24 protein-coding genes are annotated in these 19,105 nt (G+C 65.3%); 8 read left to right on the top strand and 16 right to left on the bottom strand.

Annotation, left to right across the window (positions count from 1 at the left end; all coding sequences use genetic code 11):
* Positions 1–11: 11 nt before the first annotated feature.
* Positions 12–647, bottom strand: coding sequence for an NrsF family protein (locus FQU96_RS16950; RefSeq protein WP_146542472.1), 636 nt, complete (start codon positions 645–647; stop codon positions 12–14).
* Positions 644–1,162 carry a sigma-70 family RNA polymerase sigma factor gene (locus tag FQU96_RS16945; protein ID WP_370461374.1) on the bottom strand — a complete coding sequence of 173 codons (519 nt, stop codon included), beginning with the start codon at positions 1,160–1,162 and terminating at the stop codon, positions 644–646. Before FQU96_RS16945 ends, FQU96_RS16950 begins: the two co-directional genes overlap by 4 nt.
* A 246-nt stretch (positions 1,163–1,408) precedes the next feature.
* Between FQU96_RS16945 and FQU96_RS16940 the strand changes: the two genes are divergently transcribed.
* The 5 genes from FQU96_RS16940 (at position 1,409) to FQU96_RS16920 (ending at position 4,788) form a co-directional block, all read left to right on the top strand.
* Complete coding sequence (locus FQU96_RS16940; RefSeq protein ID WP_146542470.1) at positions 1,409–1,732, top strand: DUF2282 domain-containing protein; 324 nt, start codon at positions 1,409–1,411, stop codon at positions 1,730–1,732.
* A gap of 30 nt (positions 1,733–1,762) precedes the next feature.
* Positions 1,763–2,671, top strand: coding sequence for a DUF692 domain-containing protein (locus FQU96_RS16935; RefSeq protein WP_146542635.1), 909 nt, complete (start codon positions 1,763–1,765; stop codon positions 2,669–2,671).
* A 7-nt stretch (positions 2,672–2,678) separates the two neighbouring features.
* Positions 2,679–3,458 carry a DUF2063 domain-containing protein gene (locus tag FQU96_RS16930; protein ID WP_255468387.1) on the top strand — a complete coding sequence of 260 codons (780 nt, stop codon included), beginning with the start codon at positions 2,679–2,681 and terminating at the stop codon, positions 3,456–3,458.
* A 3-nt stretch (positions 3,459–3,461) separates the two neighbouring features.
* Positions 3,462–3,920 carry a DoxX family protein gene (locus tag FQU96_RS16925; protein ID WP_146542468.1) on the top strand — a complete coding sequence of 153 codons (459 nt, stop codon included), beginning with the start codon at positions 3,462–3,464 and terminating at the stop codon, positions 3,918–3,920.
* A 124-nt stretch (positions 3,921–4,044) separates the two neighbouring features.
* Positions 4,045–4,788 carry an SDR family NAD(P)-dependent oxidoreductase gene (locus tag FQU96_RS16920; protein WP_255468386.1) on the top strand — a complete coding sequence of 248 codons (744 nt, stop codon included), beginning with the start codon at positions 4,045–4,047 and terminating at the stop codon, positions 4,786–4,788.
* A gap of 19 nt (positions 4,789–4,807) precedes the next feature.
* Here the strand turns inward: FQU96_RS16920 and FQU96_RS16915 are convergent, their stop codons facing one another.
* Together FQU96_RS16915 and FQU96_RS16910 are read right to left on the bottom strand one after the other, a co-directional pair.
* Positions 4,808–5,191 (bottom strand): cytochrome c family protein, encoded by a 384-nt coding sequence (locus FQU96_RS16915; RefSeq protein ID WP_146542467.1) that lies wholly within the window; start codon positions 5,189–5,191, stop codon positions 4,808–4,810.
* Between the two features lie 26 nt (positions 5,192–5,217).
* On the bottom strand, positions 5,218–5,886 hold the full coding sequence (locus tag FQU96_RS16910) for a DsbA family oxidoreductase (protein ID WP_146542466.1): 669 nt from the start codon (positions 5,884–5,886) through the stop codon (positions 5,218–5,220).
* A 67-nt stretch (positions 5,887–5,953) separates the two neighbouring features.
* Between FQU96_RS16910 and FQU96_RS16905 the strand changes: the two genes are divergently transcribed.
* Entirely contained in the window at positions 5,954–6,409 is a 456-nt protein-coding gene (locus tag FQU96_RS16905; protein ID WP_146542465.1) for a GNAT family N-acetyltransferase, read from the top strand.
* On the opposite strand, the gene FQU96_RS16900 is transcribed toward FQU96_RS16905, so the two are convergent.
* From FQU96_RS16900 to FQU96_RS16870, 7 genes are read right to left on the bottom strand one after another with little or no spacing between them, the layout of a single operon-like run.
* Positions 6,406–7,623 carry a CynX/NimT family MFS transporter gene (locus FQU96_RS16900; protein WP_146542464.1) on the bottom strand — a complete coding sequence of 406 codons (1,218 nt, stop codon included), beginning with the start codon at positions 7,621–7,623 and terminating at the stop codon, positions 6,406–6,408. The two genes, FQU96_RS16905 and FQU96_RS16900, sit on opposite strands and share 4 nt — an antisense overlap.
* Positions 7,624–7,680: 57 nt before the next feature.
* Complete coding sequence (locus FQU96_RS16895) at positions 7,681–7,998, bottom strand: DUF2160 domain-containing protein (RefSeq protein WP_146542463.1); 318 nt, start codon at positions 7,996–7,998, stop codon at positions 7,681–7,683.
* 35 nt (positions 7,999–8,033) lie between these two features.
* On the bottom strand, positions 8,034–8,825 hold the full coding sequence (locus tag FQU96_RS16890) for a carbohydrate ABC transporter permease (RefSeq protein ID WP_146542462.1): 792 nt from the start codon (positions 8,823–8,825) through the stop codon (positions 8,034–8,036).
* On the bottom strand, positions 8,822–9,691 hold the full coding sequence (locus FQU96_RS16885) for a carbohydrate ABC transporter permease (RefSeq protein WP_146542461.1): 870 nt from the start codon (positions 9,689–9,691) through the stop codon (positions 8,822–8,824). Before FQU96_RS16885 ends, FQU96_RS16890 begins: the two co-directional genes overlap by 4 nt.
* A 5-nt stretch (positions 9,692–9,696) precedes the next feature.
* The gene (locus FQU96_RS16880; RefSeq protein WP_146542460.1) at positions 9,697–10,764 is read right to left on the bottom strand and encodes an ABC transporter ATP-binding protein; all 1,068 of its coding nucleotides are present in this window, start codon (positions 10,762–10,764) and stop codon (positions 9,697–9,699) included.
* Complete coding sequence (locus FQU96_RS16875; protein WP_146542459.1) at positions 10,764–11,828, bottom strand: ABC transporter ATP-binding protein; 1,065 nt, start codon at positions 11,826–11,828, stop codon at positions 10,764–10,766. Before FQU96_RS16875 ends, FQU96_RS16880 begins: the two co-directional genes overlap by 1 nt.
* Positions 11,829–11,858: 30 nt before the next feature.
* Complete coding sequence (locus FQU96_RS16870; RefSeq protein ID WP_178130549.1) at positions 11,859–13,598, bottom strand: ABC transporter substrate-binding protein; 1,740 nt, start codon at positions 13,596–13,598, stop codon at positions 11,859–11,861.
* 268 nt (positions 13,599–13,866) lie between these two features.
* On the opposite strand from FQU96_RS16870, the gene FQU96_RS16865 reads away from it, so the two are divergent.
* The gene (locus tag FQU96_RS16865) at positions 13,867–14,637 is read left to right on the top strand and encodes a DeoR/GlpR family DNA-binding transcription regulator (protein WP_146542458.1); all 771 of its coding nucleotides are present in this window, start codon (positions 13,867–13,869) and stop codon (positions 14,635–14,637) included.
* A gap of 2 nt (positions 14,638–14,639) precedes the next feature.
* Here FQU96_RS16865 and FQU96_RS16860 read toward each other — a convergent pair whose 3' ends face one another.
* Positions 14,640–15,401 (bottom strand): SDR family NAD(P)-dependent oxidoreductase, encoded by a 762-nt coding sequence (locus FQU96_RS16860; protein ID WP_146542457.1) that lies wholly within the window; start codon positions 15,399–15,401, stop codon positions 14,640–14,642.
* 86 nt (positions 15,402–15,487) lie between these two features.
* On the opposite strand from FQU96_RS16860, the gene FQU96_RS16855 reads away from it, so the two are divergent.
* Positions 15,488–16,255: an SDR family NAD(P)-dependent oxidoreductase gene (locus FQU96_RS16855; protein WP_146542456.1), complete on the top strand. Its 768-nt coding sequence runs from the start codon at positions 15,488–15,490 to the stop codon at positions 16,253–16,255.
* A 64-nt stretch (positions 16,256–16,319) separates the two neighbouring features.
* Here FQU96_RS16855 and FQU96_RS16850 read toward each other — a convergent pair whose 3' ends face one another.
* The 4 genes from FQU96_RS16850 to FQU96_RS16835 form a co-directional block, all read right to left on the bottom strand.
* Positions 16,320–16,568, bottom strand: coding sequence for a bacteriocin (locus FQU96_RS16850; RefSeq protein ID WP_218574750.1), 249 nt, complete (start codon positions 16,566–16,568; stop codon positions 16,320–16,322).
* Positions 16,569–16,688: 120 nt separating this feature from the next.
* The gene (locus tag FQU96_RS16845) at positions 16,689–17,696 is read right to left on the bottom strand and encodes a hypothetical protein (RefSeq protein WP_146542455.1); all 1,008 of its coding nucleotides are present in this window, start codon (positions 17,694–17,696) and stop codon (positions 16,689–16,691) included.
* Between the two features lie 33 nt (positions 17,697–17,729).
* Positions 17,730–18,116 carry a RidA family protein gene (locus FQU96_RS16840; RefSeq protein ID WP_146542454.1) on the bottom strand — a complete coding sequence of 129 codons (387 nt, stop codon included), beginning with the start codon at positions 18,114–18,116 and terminating at the stop codon, positions 17,730–17,732.
* Positions 18,117–18,121: 5 nt separating this feature from the next.
* Positions 18,122–19,105 (bottom strand): hypothetical protein, encoded by a 984-nt coding sequence (locus tag FQU96_RS16835; RefSeq protein WP_146542453.1) that lies wholly within the window; start codon positions 19,103–19,105, stop codon positions 18,122–18,124.

Here is a 19,105-nt window from a genome sequence, read left to right as displayed (position 1 = left end):
AGCCATGCTGATTACCACCTCAGGAACAGGCGGCCTGAGATGAAACCGACGGCTGTGACTGCCAGGATCGCCAAGGGATACCAGGCGGCAACGAACAGCGGGCTGTCGTCGGTGCAATTCGAGGCGTAGAACGTCGCGGCAATGCCGCCGGCGGCCAAACCGGCAAGCGCCCCGGCGAGGCCCGGCCGGGCCGGCGCGCCCCGGCGCAAGGCGACGATCAGGCAGGCGAGGGGTCCGATCGCCATCAACGGAATCAGCGTCAGGCAGAACCGCATGTTCTGCCCGACAAGCTGCGTCATCCACCCGTCCCGGGGCACGGCGAACAATTCGGCGACGACGGCGCCGCCCAGCAATACCGGGACGGCCGCCAGCGCAACACTCCAGCCGCCCATCGCAACACCGGGGCGGCTGAGGCGGAGAACGGCCACCGTTGCGCTCACGGCAAGCGACACCGTCACGACGAACTTGAACAGGAACCGCACCGTCTCAGCAGCTTGGGCGATGTCGGGCCGAAATCCGATGCCGGCGAAAAAGACCGCGCCTGCGGCGATGACCGCGAGGGCGACGGCAGTCGCGAAGACTGCCCCGAAGTCCTTGCGCGGCGGCGCGTCTTGCGCGAGCAGCTCGATGAGATCGTGAGTCTTCACAGTGTGCGCTTTCGATAGAGATCGGCCAGCGTCTTCAAGGCCCGATGCAGGGCGACACGTACCGCACCTTCGCTCATGTGGAACCGGTCCGCGGTCTGGCGGACGCTGGCGCCGTTGATCGATATGGATCGCACGATGGCCTGCTGTTGGGTCTTCAGTTGTCCCACGAGGACGTCGATTTCGTGCGCCGACAGGTCTGTCTCAGGCTCGCCCTGCGCCAGCGTGTCCATGACATCGTCGATTGGAATGCTGGCCTGTCGCGGGCGCCGGCGCAGCGCATCGATGAGCTTGTTGCGAACAATCGCGACAATCCAAGGCCCGATGGGCCGCGACTGATCCCAGGTGTCGCGCTTGAGGTGGACGGCAAGGAGAACTTCCTGAACGACGTCCTCGGCTTCGCTGTCGGGGGCACCCATGATTCGGCACCGATGGCGCGCCACCGCGCGCACGTAGGGCGTGACGGAGATCAGAAACTGCCGGTAGGCGTCAGCATCGCCCGCAAGCGCAGCACGCATTAGCGTTGTCCACTCTTCTCCCCGGACCCGATTGTCCACACCTGTCCCCTTCATACGGTGCTGCGCTTGATTTCGTTACAGTCGGACCGCCGCGATTGGGCCTCGTGCGTCGGTTTGAGCCTCCATGAAAGGTAGCGTCCTGATCACGGACGAGTGAAGAGAGAAATCCGTAACAAACGCCCCGGACCTTCGAACACCAGACGCGACCCGATCGGGACGCTGACGAAGCCACCGGGAGAATATGACATGTCTGCAAAAAATGCTGTGAGTTCGATCGTGCTCGCCGGCGCCGTGACGGCGGCGCTCGCCTCGTTGGCGGCGGCAGCGCCGCTATCCAAGGCCGAGGGCGATGCGGCGGTCGCGGCCGGCAAGACGAAGTGCTACGGCGTCGCGCTGAAAGGGCAGAACGATTGCGCGGCCGGTCCCGGCACGACCTGCCAGGGCACGTCGACCGTCGACTACCAGGGCAATGCCTGGAAGTTCGTACGCGGCGGTACGTGCGAGACGCTGGAACTCCCGGGTGGCCGACACGGATCGACCATGCCGCTGAAGCGCGACATGACCAAGTAGGCGATGGCGACCGGGGAGCGGAGAGAGCGGATGAGCAGTGTGATCGACGCATCGACCTCACCTGCCGCCCGCGCGCTTCGCTCTCCGGCACAGCCGATCGCCGGACGCGCGGGTACGAGTTTCAAGCACCAACACCTGGAGGCGATCCTGTCGGACGCGCCGCAAGGTAGCTTCTTCGAGGTCCATGCGGAGAATTACATGGGCGCGGGCGGCCCGCCGCATCGGGCGCTTGGCCGGCTTCGCCGTGAGGCGCCCGTGTCGATCCATGGCGTTTCCTTGTCAATCGGTGGGCCGCAGCCGCTGGACAGTGCGCATGTCGCCCGGCTGCGGGCGCTGGTCGAGCGCTACGATCCGGTCCTGGTGTCCGAACATCTTGCCTGGTCCAGCCATGGAACGACGTATTTCAACGACCTGCTGCCGTTGCCTTACACGGACGCGACCCTGGCGCGTGTCTGCGAGCACATCGCGCAGGTGCAGGATGCGATCCGGTGTCCGATGCTGCTCGAGAACCCGGCAACATATGTCCTTTTTCGTGACTCGACGATGAGCGAGACGGACTTCGTCCGCGCCGTCGCGCGCCGCACGGGCTGCGGGTTGCTGCTCGACGTCAACAATGTCTACGTCTCCGCCATCAACCATGGCTATTGCCCACTGCAGTACCTGGCGACCTTCCCGCTGGGCGCGGTCGAGGAAATCCATCTCGCGGGGCACGTGGAGCAGACCGATGATGAGGGCGACCGCCTGCTGATCGACAGCCATGACGGACCGGTCGCGGACGCCGTCTGGGCGTTGTTCGGGATGGTCATCGCGCGCTGCGGGCCGATCCCGACACTCGTGGAATGGGACGGTAACGTTCCGGACTGGCCTGTGCTGAAGGCGGAAGCGATGGCGGCCCAAGCGGTTCTCGATCGAGATCGGCCAGCAAATGTCTGCGCCTGAACACGCCTTGGTCGATGACGGCCAGCCGTTGTCCTACGCGACAGCATTTGCTGCGGCGCTGCTTGATCCTGCCCGCAGCGCGCCGATGCGCGTGACCGGTCCGAGCGGCAAGGCGGCACAGAAGCGGTACGGCGTGTATCGCAACAACGTCACGGTCAGCCTCATCGAGGCCCTTGCCGCGATCTATCCTGCGGTCCAGCGCATCACGGGCGGCGAATTCTTTCGCGCCATGGCACGCTTCCACATCCGCTCTACACCGCCGACGTCCCCTTTACTCTTCGAGTATGGTCATGATTTTCCGGCCTTCATCGAGAAGTACGAACATGCGCAATCCATGCCGTGGCTTGCTGACATCGCGCGCATCGAGCGGGCGTGGCTCGATGCTTACCACACAGCGGATGCGGCACCGTTGAAGCCGGAAGCGTTGGCAGCAGTGCCGGTCAACTGCCTCGCTGATCTCGTCTTCGTGCCACACCCATCCACCAGGATCGTTCGCTCGCCTTATCCGGCGATTGCGATCTTTGCCATGAACCGGGGCGATTCGCCTGTCGGCCCGATCGAGATCGTCGAACCAGAAGACGCGCTGATCACGCGGCCGCAGGACGAGGTCGTCGTGCGGCGATTGCCACCGGGCGGGGCTGTATTCCTGGCGTCGCTCATCTCGGGTGAGTCGCTGGGGGTTGCAGCCGCAACCGCGTGCGAGGTCGAGCCTTCCATCCAAATTGCTGCCTGCATCACAGACATGATCGAGGCAGGCGCGTTTGCGGCACTACGATGTGGAGAATGAACGATGCGGGTTGATGCGATCACGCTCGTCCGGCAGGCCGTGCCGCTATCGCTGATGCAGTTCGTGTTGCGCTGCGCACTGGCGGTGCCGTTCTGGCGATCAGGCATTCTCAAATGGGACGGCTTCCTGCAGTTGAACGATACGGCGGTTGCGCTGTTCTCCGAGGAATTCATGCTGCACCTGCCCGGTGGCCCGTATCCGTTCCCGGCGCCGACCGTCACGGCATTTCTGGCCGCATGTGGTGAAATCGTCCTGCCGGTCCTGCTGGTATTGGGGCTGGGGACGCGGTTCGCCGCCGCGGGCCTGTTGATGATGACGGTGATTGTTGAACTGACCGTGCCCGATGGTTGGCCGGTCCACTTGACGTGGGCGGCCATGGCGCTCGCCATCATCGGCGGTGGTCCCGGTCGATGGTCGCTCGACCACGGTATCAGCCAGATCCGCGCTGTCCGGATGCGGTGAGGCCACTGGCAGATTGACAGTCCTGCCGCTATCGCGAGCAGCGATGGACGTCAGGGAAAGAATGTCTCCTCCCATGGAAGATCCTCGTTACATTGGGGAAGACATGTTCCTCACGAGGGCTTCCATGGTGGTTATCGTAACGGGTGGTACGCACGGTATCGGTCGGGCTTGCGTCGAGCGGCTGGCGGCGGATGGCCGACAGGTCGTGTTCACCGGCCGCGACAAGGCGGCGGGTGAGGCGCTGCAGGCCGAGGTCAATGGCTCGACGTTCGTTCCCGGCGACGTCGGCAACGACGATGACTGCCGGCGCGTGGTCGAGGCGGCGCTGGCGTTGGGGCAAGGGCACATTGCTGGCCTGGTCAATAATGCCGGCATGGGGCGCCGGGTGGCCTTCAGCGATGCCGCTCTGGCCGACTGGGACGACATCATGGACGTGAACGCCCGCAGCGTCTTCCTGTTCTGCCGCTATGCGTTGGCCGGGTTGCGCGCCGCTCGCGGTGCTGTGGTGAATGTCGCATCCGTCGCCGGCAAGGGCGGGGAGGAGGGGCTTGCGATCTACTGTGCCTCCAAGGCAGCGGTCATCGGCCTGACCCAGGCACTGGCGCTGGAGTTCGGCGAGGACGTGCGCTTCAATGTCCTCTGCCCCGGGCAGATCGACACCCGCATGATGGCGCGGACCAAGGCGAACACGCTGCTGCGGCGCCAGCTGGAGCTACGGATCCCGGCCGGCCGCTTCGGCACCGCGGCGGAGGTCGCCGATGCGGCGGCATGGCTGCTGTCAGCGCAATCGTCCTACGTGAATGGCGCCGTCATCACCGTGGATGGTGGCGAGACCGCCGGCCTCCGAACCCCTCGTTTGCCCGACTGAGACCAGGCGGCGCGGGGACCTACTTCAGCGTCTGCAGATAGGCGATGAGGTTCTTGCGATCGTCTTCCTTGGACAGGCCGGCGAACGCCATGTTGGTACCGGGGATCACCTTGCGCGGATTGGTGAGGTAAGGATCGAGCGTCTCGGGCGTCCAGGTGATGTCGGCGCTCTTGTTGGCGTTCGTATAGCGGAAGCCCTCGACCGAGCCTGTCTTGCGACCGATGAGGCCGAACAGGTTGGGCCCCTGCTTGGTGGGGCCGCCTTTGTCGACGGTGTGGCAGATGAAGCATTGGCGGCGGAATACTTTCTCGCCTTCCGCCGCATCCTGCGCAAGCGCAGCGCTCGCTACGAGCACGATGGACGACACGACTATCCCAGCGACCGACACGGCGCGAAACGACATGGCTTCCTCTCCAGCAGTTGACTGACTTACGTGACCGGCTCGGCCTCGCTCTGCGCCGCGGCCTGCTGCTCTTCGCGCGCGACGAGATTGAACACCTCGATGAAGGCGGCCGGCGGCTGGGCGCCGGAGATGGCGTACTTGCGATTGACGATGAAGCAGGGCACGCCGTTGATTCCCAGTCGGCGCGCATACATGTCGGCCTGCACGATGTCGTTGCGCAGTTCATCGCCTGTCAGGAAGGCGCTGACCTCCGCGGCATCCATGCCGGCGCGGACGGCGCAGTCCTGCAGCACGTCGAGGTCGCCCAGATCACGGCCCTCCTCGAAGTAGCCGCGAAACAGCGAGTCGACCACGTGATCCTGAAAGCCCTTGGGGCCGGACCAGTGGATCAGGCGATGCGAATTCACCGTATTGGGCGTGCGCTCCATACGGTCGAACTGGAACTCGATCCCTTCCTCGCGGCCGCTTTCGGTGATGGCGCGGTAGATCTGGCGCGGCCGGTCGCCGCCGCCGAACTTGGCGCGCAGATAGTCCTGTCGCGACATGCCGGCGGCCGGCATATCGGGATTGAGCTGGAACGGACGCCACGCGACCATGATGTCGCTGCGACCGCTGTCGGCGACGGCCTTTTCGAACCGCCGCTTGCCGATGTAACACCATGGGCAGATGGTGTCGGAAACAATATCGACGAGCATGGCTGGAAGGCTACGCCCGTCGGACGGCACTGTCACCCCCGCCAAGCTGTCGCAGGACTGAAAAAAGATGCAGGCTCCCGACGACCGTCACGCGTTTGTCGTGCGGCCCGCCGACACGGACGATCTGTCCGCGATCCGAGGCCTGCTGACGCAGTTGGGCTACGACCTGGAACCCGATGACGTGCGGGCGCGCCTGGCGGCCGTTCTCGACGCGGCCGGTCATGCCGTGCTTGTCGGCGATCGTGCGGGACAGGTGATCGCTCTGCTGCACCTCTACGCGCGCCCCGCCCTGGAGAAGCCGCCGGAGGTGATCGTTCAGGCGCTGGTGGTCGATGCGCGTGACCGTCAGGGTGGTGCCGGCAAGGCGATGATGGCGGCAGCCGAGAGGTGGGCGCGCGATCACGGCTTTCGGTCGGTGGCGCTCACATCGCACATCAAGCGTGCCGACGCGCATGCCTTCTATGCCGCGCTCGGCTATCACATGGCCGCGACCTCGCACCTCTTGCGCAAGGCGCTCGACTAGGACGCCGACCGACCGGGGAGTCGCCGTTCAGCCCGATGCAGGAGCCAGGCCGCCAGCGCGCTGCAGGCAAGCGCCGGGATGACATAGAACAGCGCCCACGACCAGCCACCGGCCGACACCAGGGCCGCCACGATCGGCGGCCCGATCAGCAGGCCGGCGTTGGAGCCTTGCATGAGAACGCCCATGGTGGCGCCGACCAGCGAGGGGCGCGGCGCATGCAGCGGCACGGCCGCGAACAGCGCACCCGGGATGGCGCTGGAGATCGCCGAGAAGATGAAGGCGGTGAGAAGACGCAGCAGGGGCGGCAGCCATTCCAGGAACACCCCGGCGGCGGTCAGCATCATGATCAGCGAGGTCATGACCAGGATCGTGATGCGCCGCCAGCCCCGGCCCAATAGCCAGCCGGCTGCCACCGAGCCCAGGACATTGACCGTGATCACGCCGGCCGTGGTGGCCGCCGCCACGGCTGGATCAAGGCCAAGCTGCTCGACCTGCAGGGTGGGCAGGAAGCCGACCAGTGCCAGCCAGCTCGAGGCGTAGAATCCGAAGCAGGCGCCGATCGCCAGTGCGCCCGGCGACGTGGCCGCATCGACCACATCGCGGCCCAGCGATCCGCCCGCGACGCGCGGGGGCGCATTGCCGCCCCGGCCGACCGACGAGCGCAACACCGCCAATGTCATCAGGATCAGGACCGTAGCCGTCGTCCACCAGGCGCCGCGCCAGCCGACTGTCGGCAACAGGAAGGCGCAGGCCAAGGCCATGAGACCGGCCCCACCGGGCAGGTAGATACCCCACAGTGCCATCACCCTGTGCGTGTCGCCGGGCACACTCACGCGCAGCATCATCGCCGGCACCGAGACCGCGACAGCCAGCAGGCTCAGCCCTTCGACCACACGGGCGGCGAACAGCAGCGTTGCCGACGCGGTGAGTGCTCCAACGGCGCTGGCGGCACCGCCGGCCAACAGGCCCATGATCGTGAGCCGCCGGTGTCCGATGCGCTCGGCCGTCAGCGCCACCAGGACACCGATCAGCGCCGACATCAGGTTGACCAGCGACAGGAACCAGCCGGCAGCCCGCAGATCGATCCCCAGCTCGGCGCGGATCGCGGGCAGGGCCGGCGGTACCTTGCCGATCTGGCTGGCGACGGCAAAACCGGTGATCACCAGCAACCAGGCCAGCGACCAGTCCGTCGCGGTGCGGGGGGACGCATTCATCACGATCGTGGGGCCCCATGACGACGCGGGGCAAGAGGGGGAACGTCAGCGCCGCTTCTATAGCCAGCGGAAGACGGCGAGTGCAAATACGATCGACAGAATGACGGCGCCCCACAATGGTGTGCCAAAGAAGCCAAGCCATGCGAGGTGGATGAAGGCGCTACCCAGCAGCGAGATGAAAAGACGATCGCCACGGGTGGTGTCGAGCGCCAGCACGCCGCGCCGCGGCGCGCCGCCGGGCGAACGCAACTCCCACAGCGTCATGCCGATCAGCAGGCAGGCGATGAACGTGAAGAACGACGCGGTCTGCCAGGTCCACGGGATCCAGGCGAAGAAGGCGGCCACTGTCGTCCAGACGTTGTCCAACCAGTCCATCGGCCGCCTCCGCGAGGGGCTGTCACGCTCGCCGGTCAAACCCGGCCGAGCGCGAAGCCTTTGGCGATGTAGTTGCGCACGAAATAGATGACGACCGCACCGGGGATGAAGGTCAGCGTCCCGGCGGCGGCCAGCAGCCCCAGTTCGTAGCCGGAGCTGCTGGCGGTGCGGGTCATGGTTGCGGCGATCGGCTTGGCGGCGACGGATGTCAGCGTCTTGGCCAGCAGCAGCTCGACCCAGGAGAACATGAAGCAGAAGAAGGCCGCCACGCCGATGCCGGCGGCGATGGTCGGCACGAAGATCCGCAGGAAGAAACGCCAGAAGCTGTAGCCGTCGAGGTAGGCCGTCTCGTCGAGCTGCTTGGGTACGCTCGACATGAAGCCCTCCAGGATCCAGACGGCCAGCGGGATGTTGAACAGGCAATGTGCCAGCGCCACGGCGATGTGGGTGTCGAACAGACCGACCGCGGAGTAGAGCTCGAAGAACGGCAGCGCGAAGACGGCGGCGGGCGCCATGCGGTTGGTCAGCAGCCAGAAGAAGAGATGCTTGTCGCCCAGGAATCGGTAGCGCGAGAAGGCATAGGCGGCCGGCAGGGCGACCACGACCGATATGACGGTGTTGATGACGACGTAGATCAGCGAGTTGACGTAGCCGTTGTACCAGGTCGGGTCCGTGAAGATCTTGGCGTAGTTTTCCAGGGTGAAGGCCTGCGGCCACAGCGTGAACGAGCCGAGGATCTCGGTGGTCGGCTTGAACGACATGGTGACCAGCCAGTAGATCGGCAGCATCAGGAACAGGATGTAGAGGGTCGGCAGTGCGCGTCTCATGACTGGCCCTCGCCGCGCGTCATCACCGTGTAGAAGATCCACGACAATGCCAGGATGATCAGGAAGTAGATGATCGACATCGCCGCCGCGGGACCAAGATCGAACTGGCCCAGCGCGATCTTCACGAGGTCGATCGACAGCAAGGTGGTGGAGTTACCCGGCCCGCCACCGGTGAGCACGAACGGCTCGGTATAGATGTTGAAGCTGTCCATGAACCGCAGCAGCACCGCGATGGTCAGCACGCGCTTCATCTTGGGCAGCTGGATGTAGCGGAACACCGCCCACGACGAGGCGCCGTCGATCTTGGCAGCCTGGTAATAGGCGTCCGGGATCGAGCTGAGACCGGCATAGGCCAGCAGCACGACCAGCGACGTCCAATGCCAGACATCCATGGCGATCAAGGTCGCCCAGGCCGAGAACGGCTGCTGCGTATAGTTGTAGTTCAGCCCCAGGCCGTTGAGCAGGCGGCCCAGCATGCCGATGTCGGGCAGGGCGAAGATGTTCCACATCGCGCCGACCACATTCCACGGGATGAGCAGGGGCAGCGCCATCAACACCAGGCAGACCGACACCCAGGGCCCGCGGCGCGGCATGGCGAGCGCAATGGCCACGCCCAGCGGCACTTCGATCACGAGGATGATGCCGGTGAAGGCCAACTGGCGCAGCAGAGCGGCGTGGAAGCGTTCCGAATGCAGGACCTGCTGGAACCACTTCACGCCTTCGAAAAAGAAGACGTTGTTGCCGAAGGTTTCCTGGACCGAGTAGTTGACGACCGCCATCAGCGGAATGACGGCGTTGCAGGCGACCAGTACGACGACAGGCAGAACGTACAGCCAGCCGCGTTGGTTTTCCGTCTTGGCGTCCATGGCGCCTACTCCACCAGCCAGCCGTCGGCGTAGAGCCGGGTGTACGCCGGATCGAAGCGAAGGTGGGCTCCCTCACCGGGCACGGCGACATCGGGATCGACCAGGAGATTGATGCGATCCGTGCCGTGCCGGGTCTCGACGATGCGATAGCGGCCGGCGTCGCTCACCTTCACGACCGCCACGGGCAATCCTGCCGCAGCGAAGGCGACGAACTCCGGTCGTACGCCCAGCTCGAGGCGCCTGCCGTCGAGTGCGGCTTTCGCCGGGTTCTGTACCGCCACCGGTTGACCGCCCAGCATCGCCTTGTCGTCCTCGACGGTGCAGGGCAGGACGTTCATCCCGGGCGAGCCGATGAAATGCCCGACAAAGGTATGACGCGGCCGTTCGAACAGCTCGATGGGCGTGCCGATCTGCACCACCATTCCGTCGTGCATGACGACGACCTTGTCGGCAAACGTCAGGGCTTCGGTCTGGTCATGGGTGACGTAGATCATCGTGCGCGCGATGCGCTGATGCAGCTCCTTGAGCTTGGAGCGCAACTGCCATTTCAGATGGGGATCGATGACGGTCAGCGGCTCATCGAACATGATGGCGTTGACGTCGGCGCGCACCAGGCCGCGGCCCAGCGAGATCTTCTGTTTACCGTCGGCCGTCAGTCTTGCCGCGCGCATGCGCAGCATGTCCTGAAGATCGAGCATGTGGGCGATCTCCAGGACTGTCGCTCTGACTTCGGCTTCGGGCACGCGGCGGTTGCGCAGGGGGAATGCCAGATTGTCGTAGACACTCATGGTGTCGTAGACGACCGGGAACTGGAACACCTGGGCGATGTGGCGGCGGTCGGTGGGAACATTCGTCAGGTCGACATCATCGAACAGCACCCGACCTTCGGTCGGGCGCACCAGCCCCGATATGATGTTGAGCAACGTGGTCTTGCCGCAGCCGGACGGCCCGAGCAGGGCGTAGGCGCCACCGTCCGTCCACTCGATATCGAGGCGCTTCAAAGCCCAGTCCTGCTCGCTCTGGGGATGGGCGAGGTAGCTGTGGCGCAGCTCCTGCAGCGTGATCCTGGCCATCACGCCACCCGCCTTCCATCGGCGTCGAAGAACAGGCACTGCCCGACATCCAGGTGGAAGCGGGCGATGTCGCCGACCTGGCTGGGGTGCACGCCGTGCGATTGCGATACCCAGGTCAGGGGGCCGTGGCTGAAGTGGATCGTGCTTTCCGACCCGCTGATCTCGGCTACCAGGACATTGCCGTCGATCCGCGCCGCGGTGTGCCCGCCGGCGACAGGGCTCACATGGTGCGGCCGGATGCCGATGGTATACGGGCCATCCGGGATCTGTTGCTGATGACCTTGCGCGGGCCAACGGACGGTGTCGCTCAGCACGATGCTTCCGGCCTGCTTGGTGACAGGCGCCGTGTTGATCGGTGGGTTCGAAAAGACCTGCGCCGTCAGCAGGTCGACTGGCCGGCGGTAGACCTCGGCAGTCGGCCCAAACTGGGTAATGCGCCCCTGGTGAAGCGCCGCGGTGTGACCACCCAGCAGCAAAGCCTCCATCGGTTCGGATGTCGCGAAGACGACCGTGCAGCGTCGTCCGGCGAACAACTTCGGCAGTTCGTCGCGCAGTTCCTCCCGAAGCTTGAAGTCGAGGTTGGCCAGCGGCTCATCCAGCAGGACCAGGTCGGCATCCCGCACCAGCGCGCGGGCCAGGGCCGTGCGCTGCTGCTGACCGCCCGACAATTCGGCCGGCCGGCGCTGGAGCAGGGGGCCCAGCCGCAACAGGTCGGCCATGCGCCGAACCCGCTTGTCGATCTCCGGCGCCGGCACCCGGGCCACCCGCAGCGGCGAGGCGATGTTCTCGAAAACGGTGAAGTTCGGGTAGTTGATGAACTGCTGGTACACCATGGCGACGTTGCGCCGCTGCACGGCGATGCGCGTCACGTTTCTGCCGGCGAACCACACCGTGCCGGATGTCGGCTGCTCCAGGCCCGCCATCAGCTGCATCAGCGTCGTCTTGCCGGACAGCGTCGTGCCGAGGAGGATGTTGAAGCCCTCCTCGGCGAGCCGCACGCTGGTATCGTGGATATGCGCGTGGGCACCGACGCGCTTGGTGACGCTTCTCAGTTCGAGAGGCATCGCCTCACGCGCCTCGCTGCGGGCGTGTGCTCACGTCCAGCGTTTCACGAGCTCATCGTAGTCGACGGTCTGGCCCGGCGGCTTCTCATTGTCGAGCTTGGCCTTGGGCCCGTTGGGCTTGCCCAACCACTCCTTCGGATCCTTTTCGGCATTCAGCCGCGGACCGCAGCCGCCATAGACCTTGGCCTTCTTGTCGGCCTCCTCCATGCGGGCCATCACGTCGTCCATCTCCTTGGCAAGCCGGTCCATGGCCTGCTGTGGCGTGAAGGCGCCGGAGTTGACGTCACCGATATTCTGCCACCAGAGCTGCGCCAGTTTCGGGTAGTCTGGCACATTGACGCCGGTTGGCGTCCAGCGCACCCGATCGGGCGAGCGATAGAATTCGACCAGGCCGCCCAGCTTGGGCGCGCGCTCGGTGAACGACTTGTGGCGGATGTCGGAGTCGCGGATGATCGTGAGGCCGACATGGCTCTTCTTGAGCGACACGGTCTTGGACACCGTGAACTGGGCGTAAAGCCACGCCGCCTTGCGCCGCGGCATCGGCGTCGACTTGAAGAGAGTCCACGAGCCGCAATCCTGGTAACCGAGCTTCATGCCCTCTTCCCAGTAGGGACCCTTGGGCGACGGCGCCATGCGCCACAGCGGCTTGCCGTCGGCGTCGACCGTGTTGTTGCCCTGGCTCTTGGGTTTCACCATCTCGGCGGTGAACGCTGTATACCAGAAGATCTGCTGGGCCACGTTGCCTTGCGAGAGCGCCGGCAGCGACTGGTAGAAGTCGTAGTCGGCAGCACCGGGCGGCGCGTATTTGCGCAGCCACTCGTCCCACTTGCGGATCGCATAGACGGAGGCCGGACCATTGGTCTCGCCGCCGCGGCTCACCGAGGCGCCGGACGGATTGCACGAACCATCCTCCATGCGGATGCCCCATTCGTCGATGGGGCGGCCATTGGGCAGGCCCTTCGAGCTGGCGCCGGCCATCGACAGCCAGGCGTCGGTCATGCGCCAGCCAAGATCGGGCGCGCGCTTGCCATAGTCCATGTGGCCGTAGATGCGCGTACCGTCGATGGTCTTGATGTGGACGGAGAAGAACTCGGCGATGTCCTCGTAGGCCGACCAGTTCACCGGCACGCCGAGTTCGTAGTTGTAGATCTCCTTGAACTTGGCGCGCAGCTCCGGCCGCTTGAACCAGTCGTAACGGAACCAGTAAAGGTTGGCGAACTGCTGGTCGGGCAGCTGCCACAGCTTGCCGTCCGGGCCGGTCGTGAACGACTTGCCGATGAAGTCCTCGACGTCCAGCGTCGGCAGCGTGACGTCCTTGCCGTCGCCCTTCATCCAGTCGGTGAGGTTCACTGCGCTCTGCAATCGCGCGTGCGTGCCGATCAGGTCGGAATCGTTGATATAGGCGTCATAGAGGTTGCGGTTGGTCTGCATCTGGGTCTGCACGGCCTGGACGACCTCGCCTTCACCCAGAACCTGGTGATTGACCTTGATGCCGGTGATTTCTTCGAACGCCTTGGTGAGCGTTTTCGATTCGTATTCGTGCGTCGGGATCGTCTCCGACAGCACATTCACCTCCAGGCCGCGGAACGGCTTGGCGGCGTTGACGAACCACTCCATCTCCTTGAGCTGCTGATCCTTGGTCAGGGTCGAGGGCTGGAATTCGCGGTCGATCCACTTGCGGGCGTCGTCCAGGCCGACGGCGAAGACATGACGCGGGCTCGCCGTCGCTGCTGCGGCAAGGCCGAGCATGACCACTGATCGTCGCTTCATTGATGTTTCCTCCCAGGAGTGCCGTTGGAACGCACGTTCAGGCTGAATTGAGATGAAAATCTCACGCCACGATTGGGATGCATCGCGACGCTACATTCGAAGCTGAATGAATGTCAATCGAAGGCGATTTCGTTCCATATCATGGGAATCGAGTGCAAATTCCTGTCGACTCTGCTGCCTTGTGACCAGTAGAGGTTTATAAACGCAGGTTCATAACAACACCGCGTGAAACCGAAAGAGATCGAAACCGCACAGGAGGGGCGAGGGAATGGAGCCATGGACACCCCGGCAGGTGGACATCGTCGCTCTTGCCAGATCGCGTGGGCGTGTGAGCGTCGAAGGCCTTGCCGAACAGTTCAACGTCACGCCGCAGACCATTCGCAAGGACCTCAACGACCTCTGCGATCGCGGCGTCCTGCAGCGGTTCCATGGCGGCGCCATCCTGGCGTCGGGTGTCGCCAATGTCGGTTACGAGGCGCGGCGCAAGCTCGCCACCGAAGAGAAGCGGCGCATCGGGCTCAGGGCGGCGGCGCTGATCCCGGACAATTCGTCATTGCTCATCAACATCGGCACGACGACCGAGCAAGTCGCCACCGCGCTGCGCGGCAAGCAGGGGTTGATGGTGATCACCAACAACGCACACGTGATCAACATCCTGCAGGGCTTCGATCAGATCGAGATCATCGTGGTCGGCGGTGTCGTCCGTCACTCGGATGGCGGCATCGTGGGCGAGGCGGCCGTCGACTTCATCCGCCAGTTCAAGGTCGACTACGCCATCGTCGGCACCTCGGCGATCGACGAGGATGGCGCACTGCTCGACTACGACTACCGTGAGGTCAAGGTGGCGCGCGCCATCATGGACTGCGCCCGCCAGTCCATCCTGGTGGCCGACCGCATGAAGTTCGAGCGCACGGCGCCGGTGCGCATCGGCCACCTCTCGCAGCTCGACTATTTCGTGACCGATGCGCCGTTGCCGGCCCGCCTGCACGACATCTGCCGCAACAGCGACGTGCAGGTCGAGGTCGCCGAGATGGGTTGAGATCAGTACTGCACCCGCGCCGTCAGCGCGCCATCGGCAATGAAGTTGGCGCCGCTCACGAAGCTGGCCCGGCGGCTTGCCAGGTAGACCACCGCGTCGGCGATCTCGTCGGGCCGGCCCATGCGTCCCATCGGATTGCGCGCCAGCATGCGCTGATAGCGTTCGGTGTTGGCATCGCGCTGCTGGCCCCAGGTGTTGCCGTCCTCGAGGATGGTGCCGGGCGACACCATGTTGACGCGGATGCCCTTGGCGGCGAGGTCGATGGCGAGCGATTTCACCAACGGCACCAGGGCTGCCTTCACCGAACGATAGGGCTGCGTCGGACCGGCCACCTCGACCAGCGATACGGTGCCGATCACGGTGATCGTGCCGCCTGACGCGTTCTTCTCCAGCAGTGCCCGCGCAATGTGCAGCGTGTTCACGGTCGAGACGAGGTCGATCTCGATGGCGCGCCGCCAGCCCTCGGCCGTATCGTCGGTACCCAGCGCACTGACGTTGGCCACGACATGGTCGACACCCCCCTTGGCGGCATAGCCCTCCATCCAGGCCTTCAGCGCCGCCGCGTCCGTGACATCCAGCGCCGTGCCGGCGACGTCGCCGCCCTTGGCCTTCCAGGCCGCCTCGCGCTCCTTCACCAGGGCCGTGTCGCGGGCGCAGAAGCCGACTGCGGTGCCTTCGGCCAGGAAGCACTCCACAATCGCGCGGCCGATGCTCTTGGTGCCGCCGGTCACCAGCACGCGCTGGCCTTTGAGTCCGAGATCCATGATTGCCCCCGAATGGGTTTGCCTGAGCGGATGGGGCGCCTATAACGGCGCCCCGACGGCCGGCATGAAACAGGGGTGATACGCGCATGTCCAAGATATTCGACCTGACCGGCAAGGTGGCGCTGGTGACCGGTGCCTCCTCGGGCCTGGGCCTGCATTTCGCGCGCACGCTGTCGGCCAACGGCGCGGCGGTCGCGGTAACGGCACGGCGCCGCGATCGGCTGGAGTCCCTTGTCAACGAGATCCAGGCGGCCGGCGGCAAGGCCGCGGCGATCGCCATGGACGTAACGGCCGGTGACTCGGTCCGCGCCGGCTACGCCGAGGCCGAAGCGGCGCTGGGACCGATCGACGTCGTGGTCAACAATGCCGGTATCTCCATCGTGAAGCCGGCGCTGGAGATGCCCGAGGCGACCTGGGACGAGGTGGTCAATACCAACCTGCGGGGCGCCTGGCTGGTGGCGCAGACGGCGGCGCAGCACATGACGGCGGCTAGGCGGGCAGGGCGCATCATCAACATCGCATCCATCCTGGGCCTGCGCACCATCGGCCAGGTGGCGCCGTACAACGCCGCCAAGGCGGGCCTGCTGCACCTGACGCGGGCGCTGGCCATGGAATGGGCGCGCCATGGCATCCAGGTCAACGCGATTTCACCGGGCTATATCGAGACGGAGATGAACGATGCGTTCTGGCAGACGCCGGCGGGGCAACGGCTGATCGAGCGCGTGCCGCAGAGGCGCCTGGGCAAGCCCGCGCATCTCGACGGCGCGTTGCTGCTGCTGGCGTCCGATGCCGGCACCTTCATGACCGGTGCCAACATCGTGGTCGACGGCGGGCATACGGTGAACTCGCTGTAGCGGGGCGGCCGAACGAAAACGGGCGGCTCCGAAGAGCCGCCCGTTTCGACATCACGCGGTCTGACTAGTAGTAGCGATCGTAGTAACGGTCGCGATAGTGGCGACGCTTGGGGGTCGTTGCGGCGCCGACGCCGGCGCCGAGTGCGCCGCCGATCAGAGCGCCTGGCAACACGCCCATATCGGTCGAGCCGCCGACCAGGGCACCGGCGCCCGCGCCGACGGCGCCGCCGGTTACGGCGCGCTGGCCCCAGGTATCACCGCAGGCGCTCGCCAGCACCGCGGCAAACGACAAGGCGATGACATTCTTCATCATGACTCTCTCCCGAACATGCCGATAACGACATGAAGGTGGGAGCCAATATCGTCAGCGACAGGGAAGCATCGTGGCCAAAGCAGGGTTTGACCGCCGCAATTTGCCTTGTTTTATGAGCACTTAAGGAAGTGTTCGCTCAAAAAAGTCGAGGATGCTGGCGTTGATTTCGTCATGGATGGCACGGCGGTCGACGCCCGGCGCTTCCCGGCAGATGTCGTGTGTCACTCGCTCCGGCACGCAGGGGCTGAAAAAGGTCAGATGCTCGCCCGGGACGACGTGATACTCGGGCTTTCGCCCCAGGTTCTCGGCGATCCATTCCTCACTGTAAGGATGGCGGATCGTGCTGTCGTTGGCAGCGCGATAGATCAGCACCGGCCGGGTCACCTCCTGCAGGGTCTTGCGCGAGAACATGAAGCCGTAGCCGGGCGCCATGATGACGGCGGCCTTGACGCGGGGGTCGGGTGTCTGGCGCCAGTCCGGCCGCTCGATACGGACCTTGCCTTTGAGGCCACCGGCGCAGGCCGCGCCGTCGTCGCTTTGGCCTTGGCAGTATTCGGCCAGCCGCGCGAAATCGGGAACGGCCCCCAATACGGTCAGCGCCGTGAATCCGCCGGCGGAGAAGCCGATCATGCCGATCTTCTGCTGGTCGACGAGAGGACCGAACACCGGGTCTTGCAGTACCCCGTCAATGACCCGAGCAATGTGGCGCGAACGGCCGACGAGCTGCAGGTCCGAGTACGTCCCGGAGGAGTCCGCGTTGTTGTCTCGCGGATGCTTGGGGGTGGCCACGACGTAGCCGCGCGCGGCGAGATACTCCGCATAGTCGTGCAGCGGGTAAGGTTCGCCGTAGCTGCCGTGCGACAGGACGACCAACGGACGGCGGCCGGGTGCCGGCGCTGCATCCTTGCGGGTGTTGATGATGAAGGTGCCGGTACTCCACGGCACCGGTTGGGCCTGCGTCGGATACCACAGCAGCGTGGGGATTCCCGCCGGCTCGAACTCGTCCGGATAGACGACCTCGCGCAATCCGACATTGAACGGCACTTTGGGTCGAGGCTGCTGCGCCAGCGACGGCATTGCGAACAGCACCAGCGCGGCAAACAGCCAGCGTGCGATTTTGTCGAGCATGTTGAGTTCCCCGGATGCGATATGCCCTCAGTGTCAGGCGGCAGCGATCACCTCGATCTCGACCAGCCAGTCGGGAGCCAACGTCTGGGCGACGATCGCGGTGGTCGGAATCCGGCGACTGCCGAGTGCGCGCGTGCGTGCGACGGCGTTGGCCTCGGCATAGGCGGGATCACGCAGGTAGCTGGTCAGACGCATGATATTGTCAGTCGTCATGCCGGCGCTGGCCAGAATGGTGCGAATGTTCGACCATATCAGCTCAAGCTGCGCGTCCAGCGACGTGCCGGCGATCCCGTGCGCATCCAGGCCCATTGTGCCACTCACGAACAGAAGGCGAGCCGGCGCCTGGACCTCGATGGCATGCACGTAGTCCGCCGTCGCGGGGTAGATCCCTTGTGTCGGGTTATGGATCACTGTTTTCATGGCGCTCAGTCCTTGCCCAGGCTGCGATTGAAGAAATCAAAGATCTCGCCATTCATCCGCCGATGAACAGCGGCGCGATCGACGCCAGGCGGATCCCGGCACCAGACGCTCGACGTCCATCCTCGGCACGGCGATACGAACACGAAGTGTCCGCCCGGCACCACGACGTACTCCGGGAACCGCGGCAGGGCACGACGCAGTTGGTCCTCGTTATAGGGGTGCAGCACGATCTCATCGGCCTCGGCACGATAGATGCGCAGAGGCGCTGTGATTTCTGCCAGTCCCCTGCGGTCGAAGTAGATGCCATAGGCCGGCGCCAGCAGCACGGCGGCACGCACGCGCGGGTCATGCACGATCGTCCAGTCCGGGCGCAGGCGCCGGATGCCGCCGCGGCGCATCCAGCCGCAGAAGCCGCTGTCGCGTGACGCCTGTGCGCAATGGGCCGGCCCGAGCGCGAAATCCGGACGGCCGCCTACCACGACCAGGCCGGTGTAGCCGCCTGCCGAATAGCCGACCAGTCCGATGCGCTGGGCATCGATGAGCGGGCCGAACGTTGCATGCGCCAGCAGGGCATCGATGCTGCGCGCGATGTGCCGGGGCCGTCCCAGGAGCTGCAGGTCGGTGCCCGGCCCTGAGTGATCGGCCCCGTTGTCGTAGGGGTGCAACGGAGCGGCAACGATGGATCCGGTCTCGACGAGGTGAAAAATGAGGCTGCGGTGGTTGAGCGGCATGCCGCCCGAGCCGTGTGACAGCACGATCAGCCGGTGACGTCCCGGCAGCGGTGCGGTGGCTGTAGCGGCCGGTTCACCATCGGCACGCACGCCACGTTCCATTGCCGGATACCAAATGGTGAGCGGTATCGACGGCTCACCCGGCAGGTCCTCGACCGTGATGGTGCGTGCACCGATCGCGGGCTGTGCAGCAGCCACGCTGCCGCTCAGCACGGCAATCAGCGCGACCGCGGCCAGCATCAGCCGCCGCAGTCTCAT

This window comes from Reyranella sp. CPCC 100927, from assembly GCF_007859315.1.
In the GTDB taxonomy this organism is placed as follows: Bacteria; Pseudomonadota; Alphaproteobacteria; order Reyranellales; family Reyranellaceae; genus Vineibacter.
Note: the sequence above shows the minus strand (reverse complement) of the source record. Positions and strands in the feature narration are given on the sequence as shown.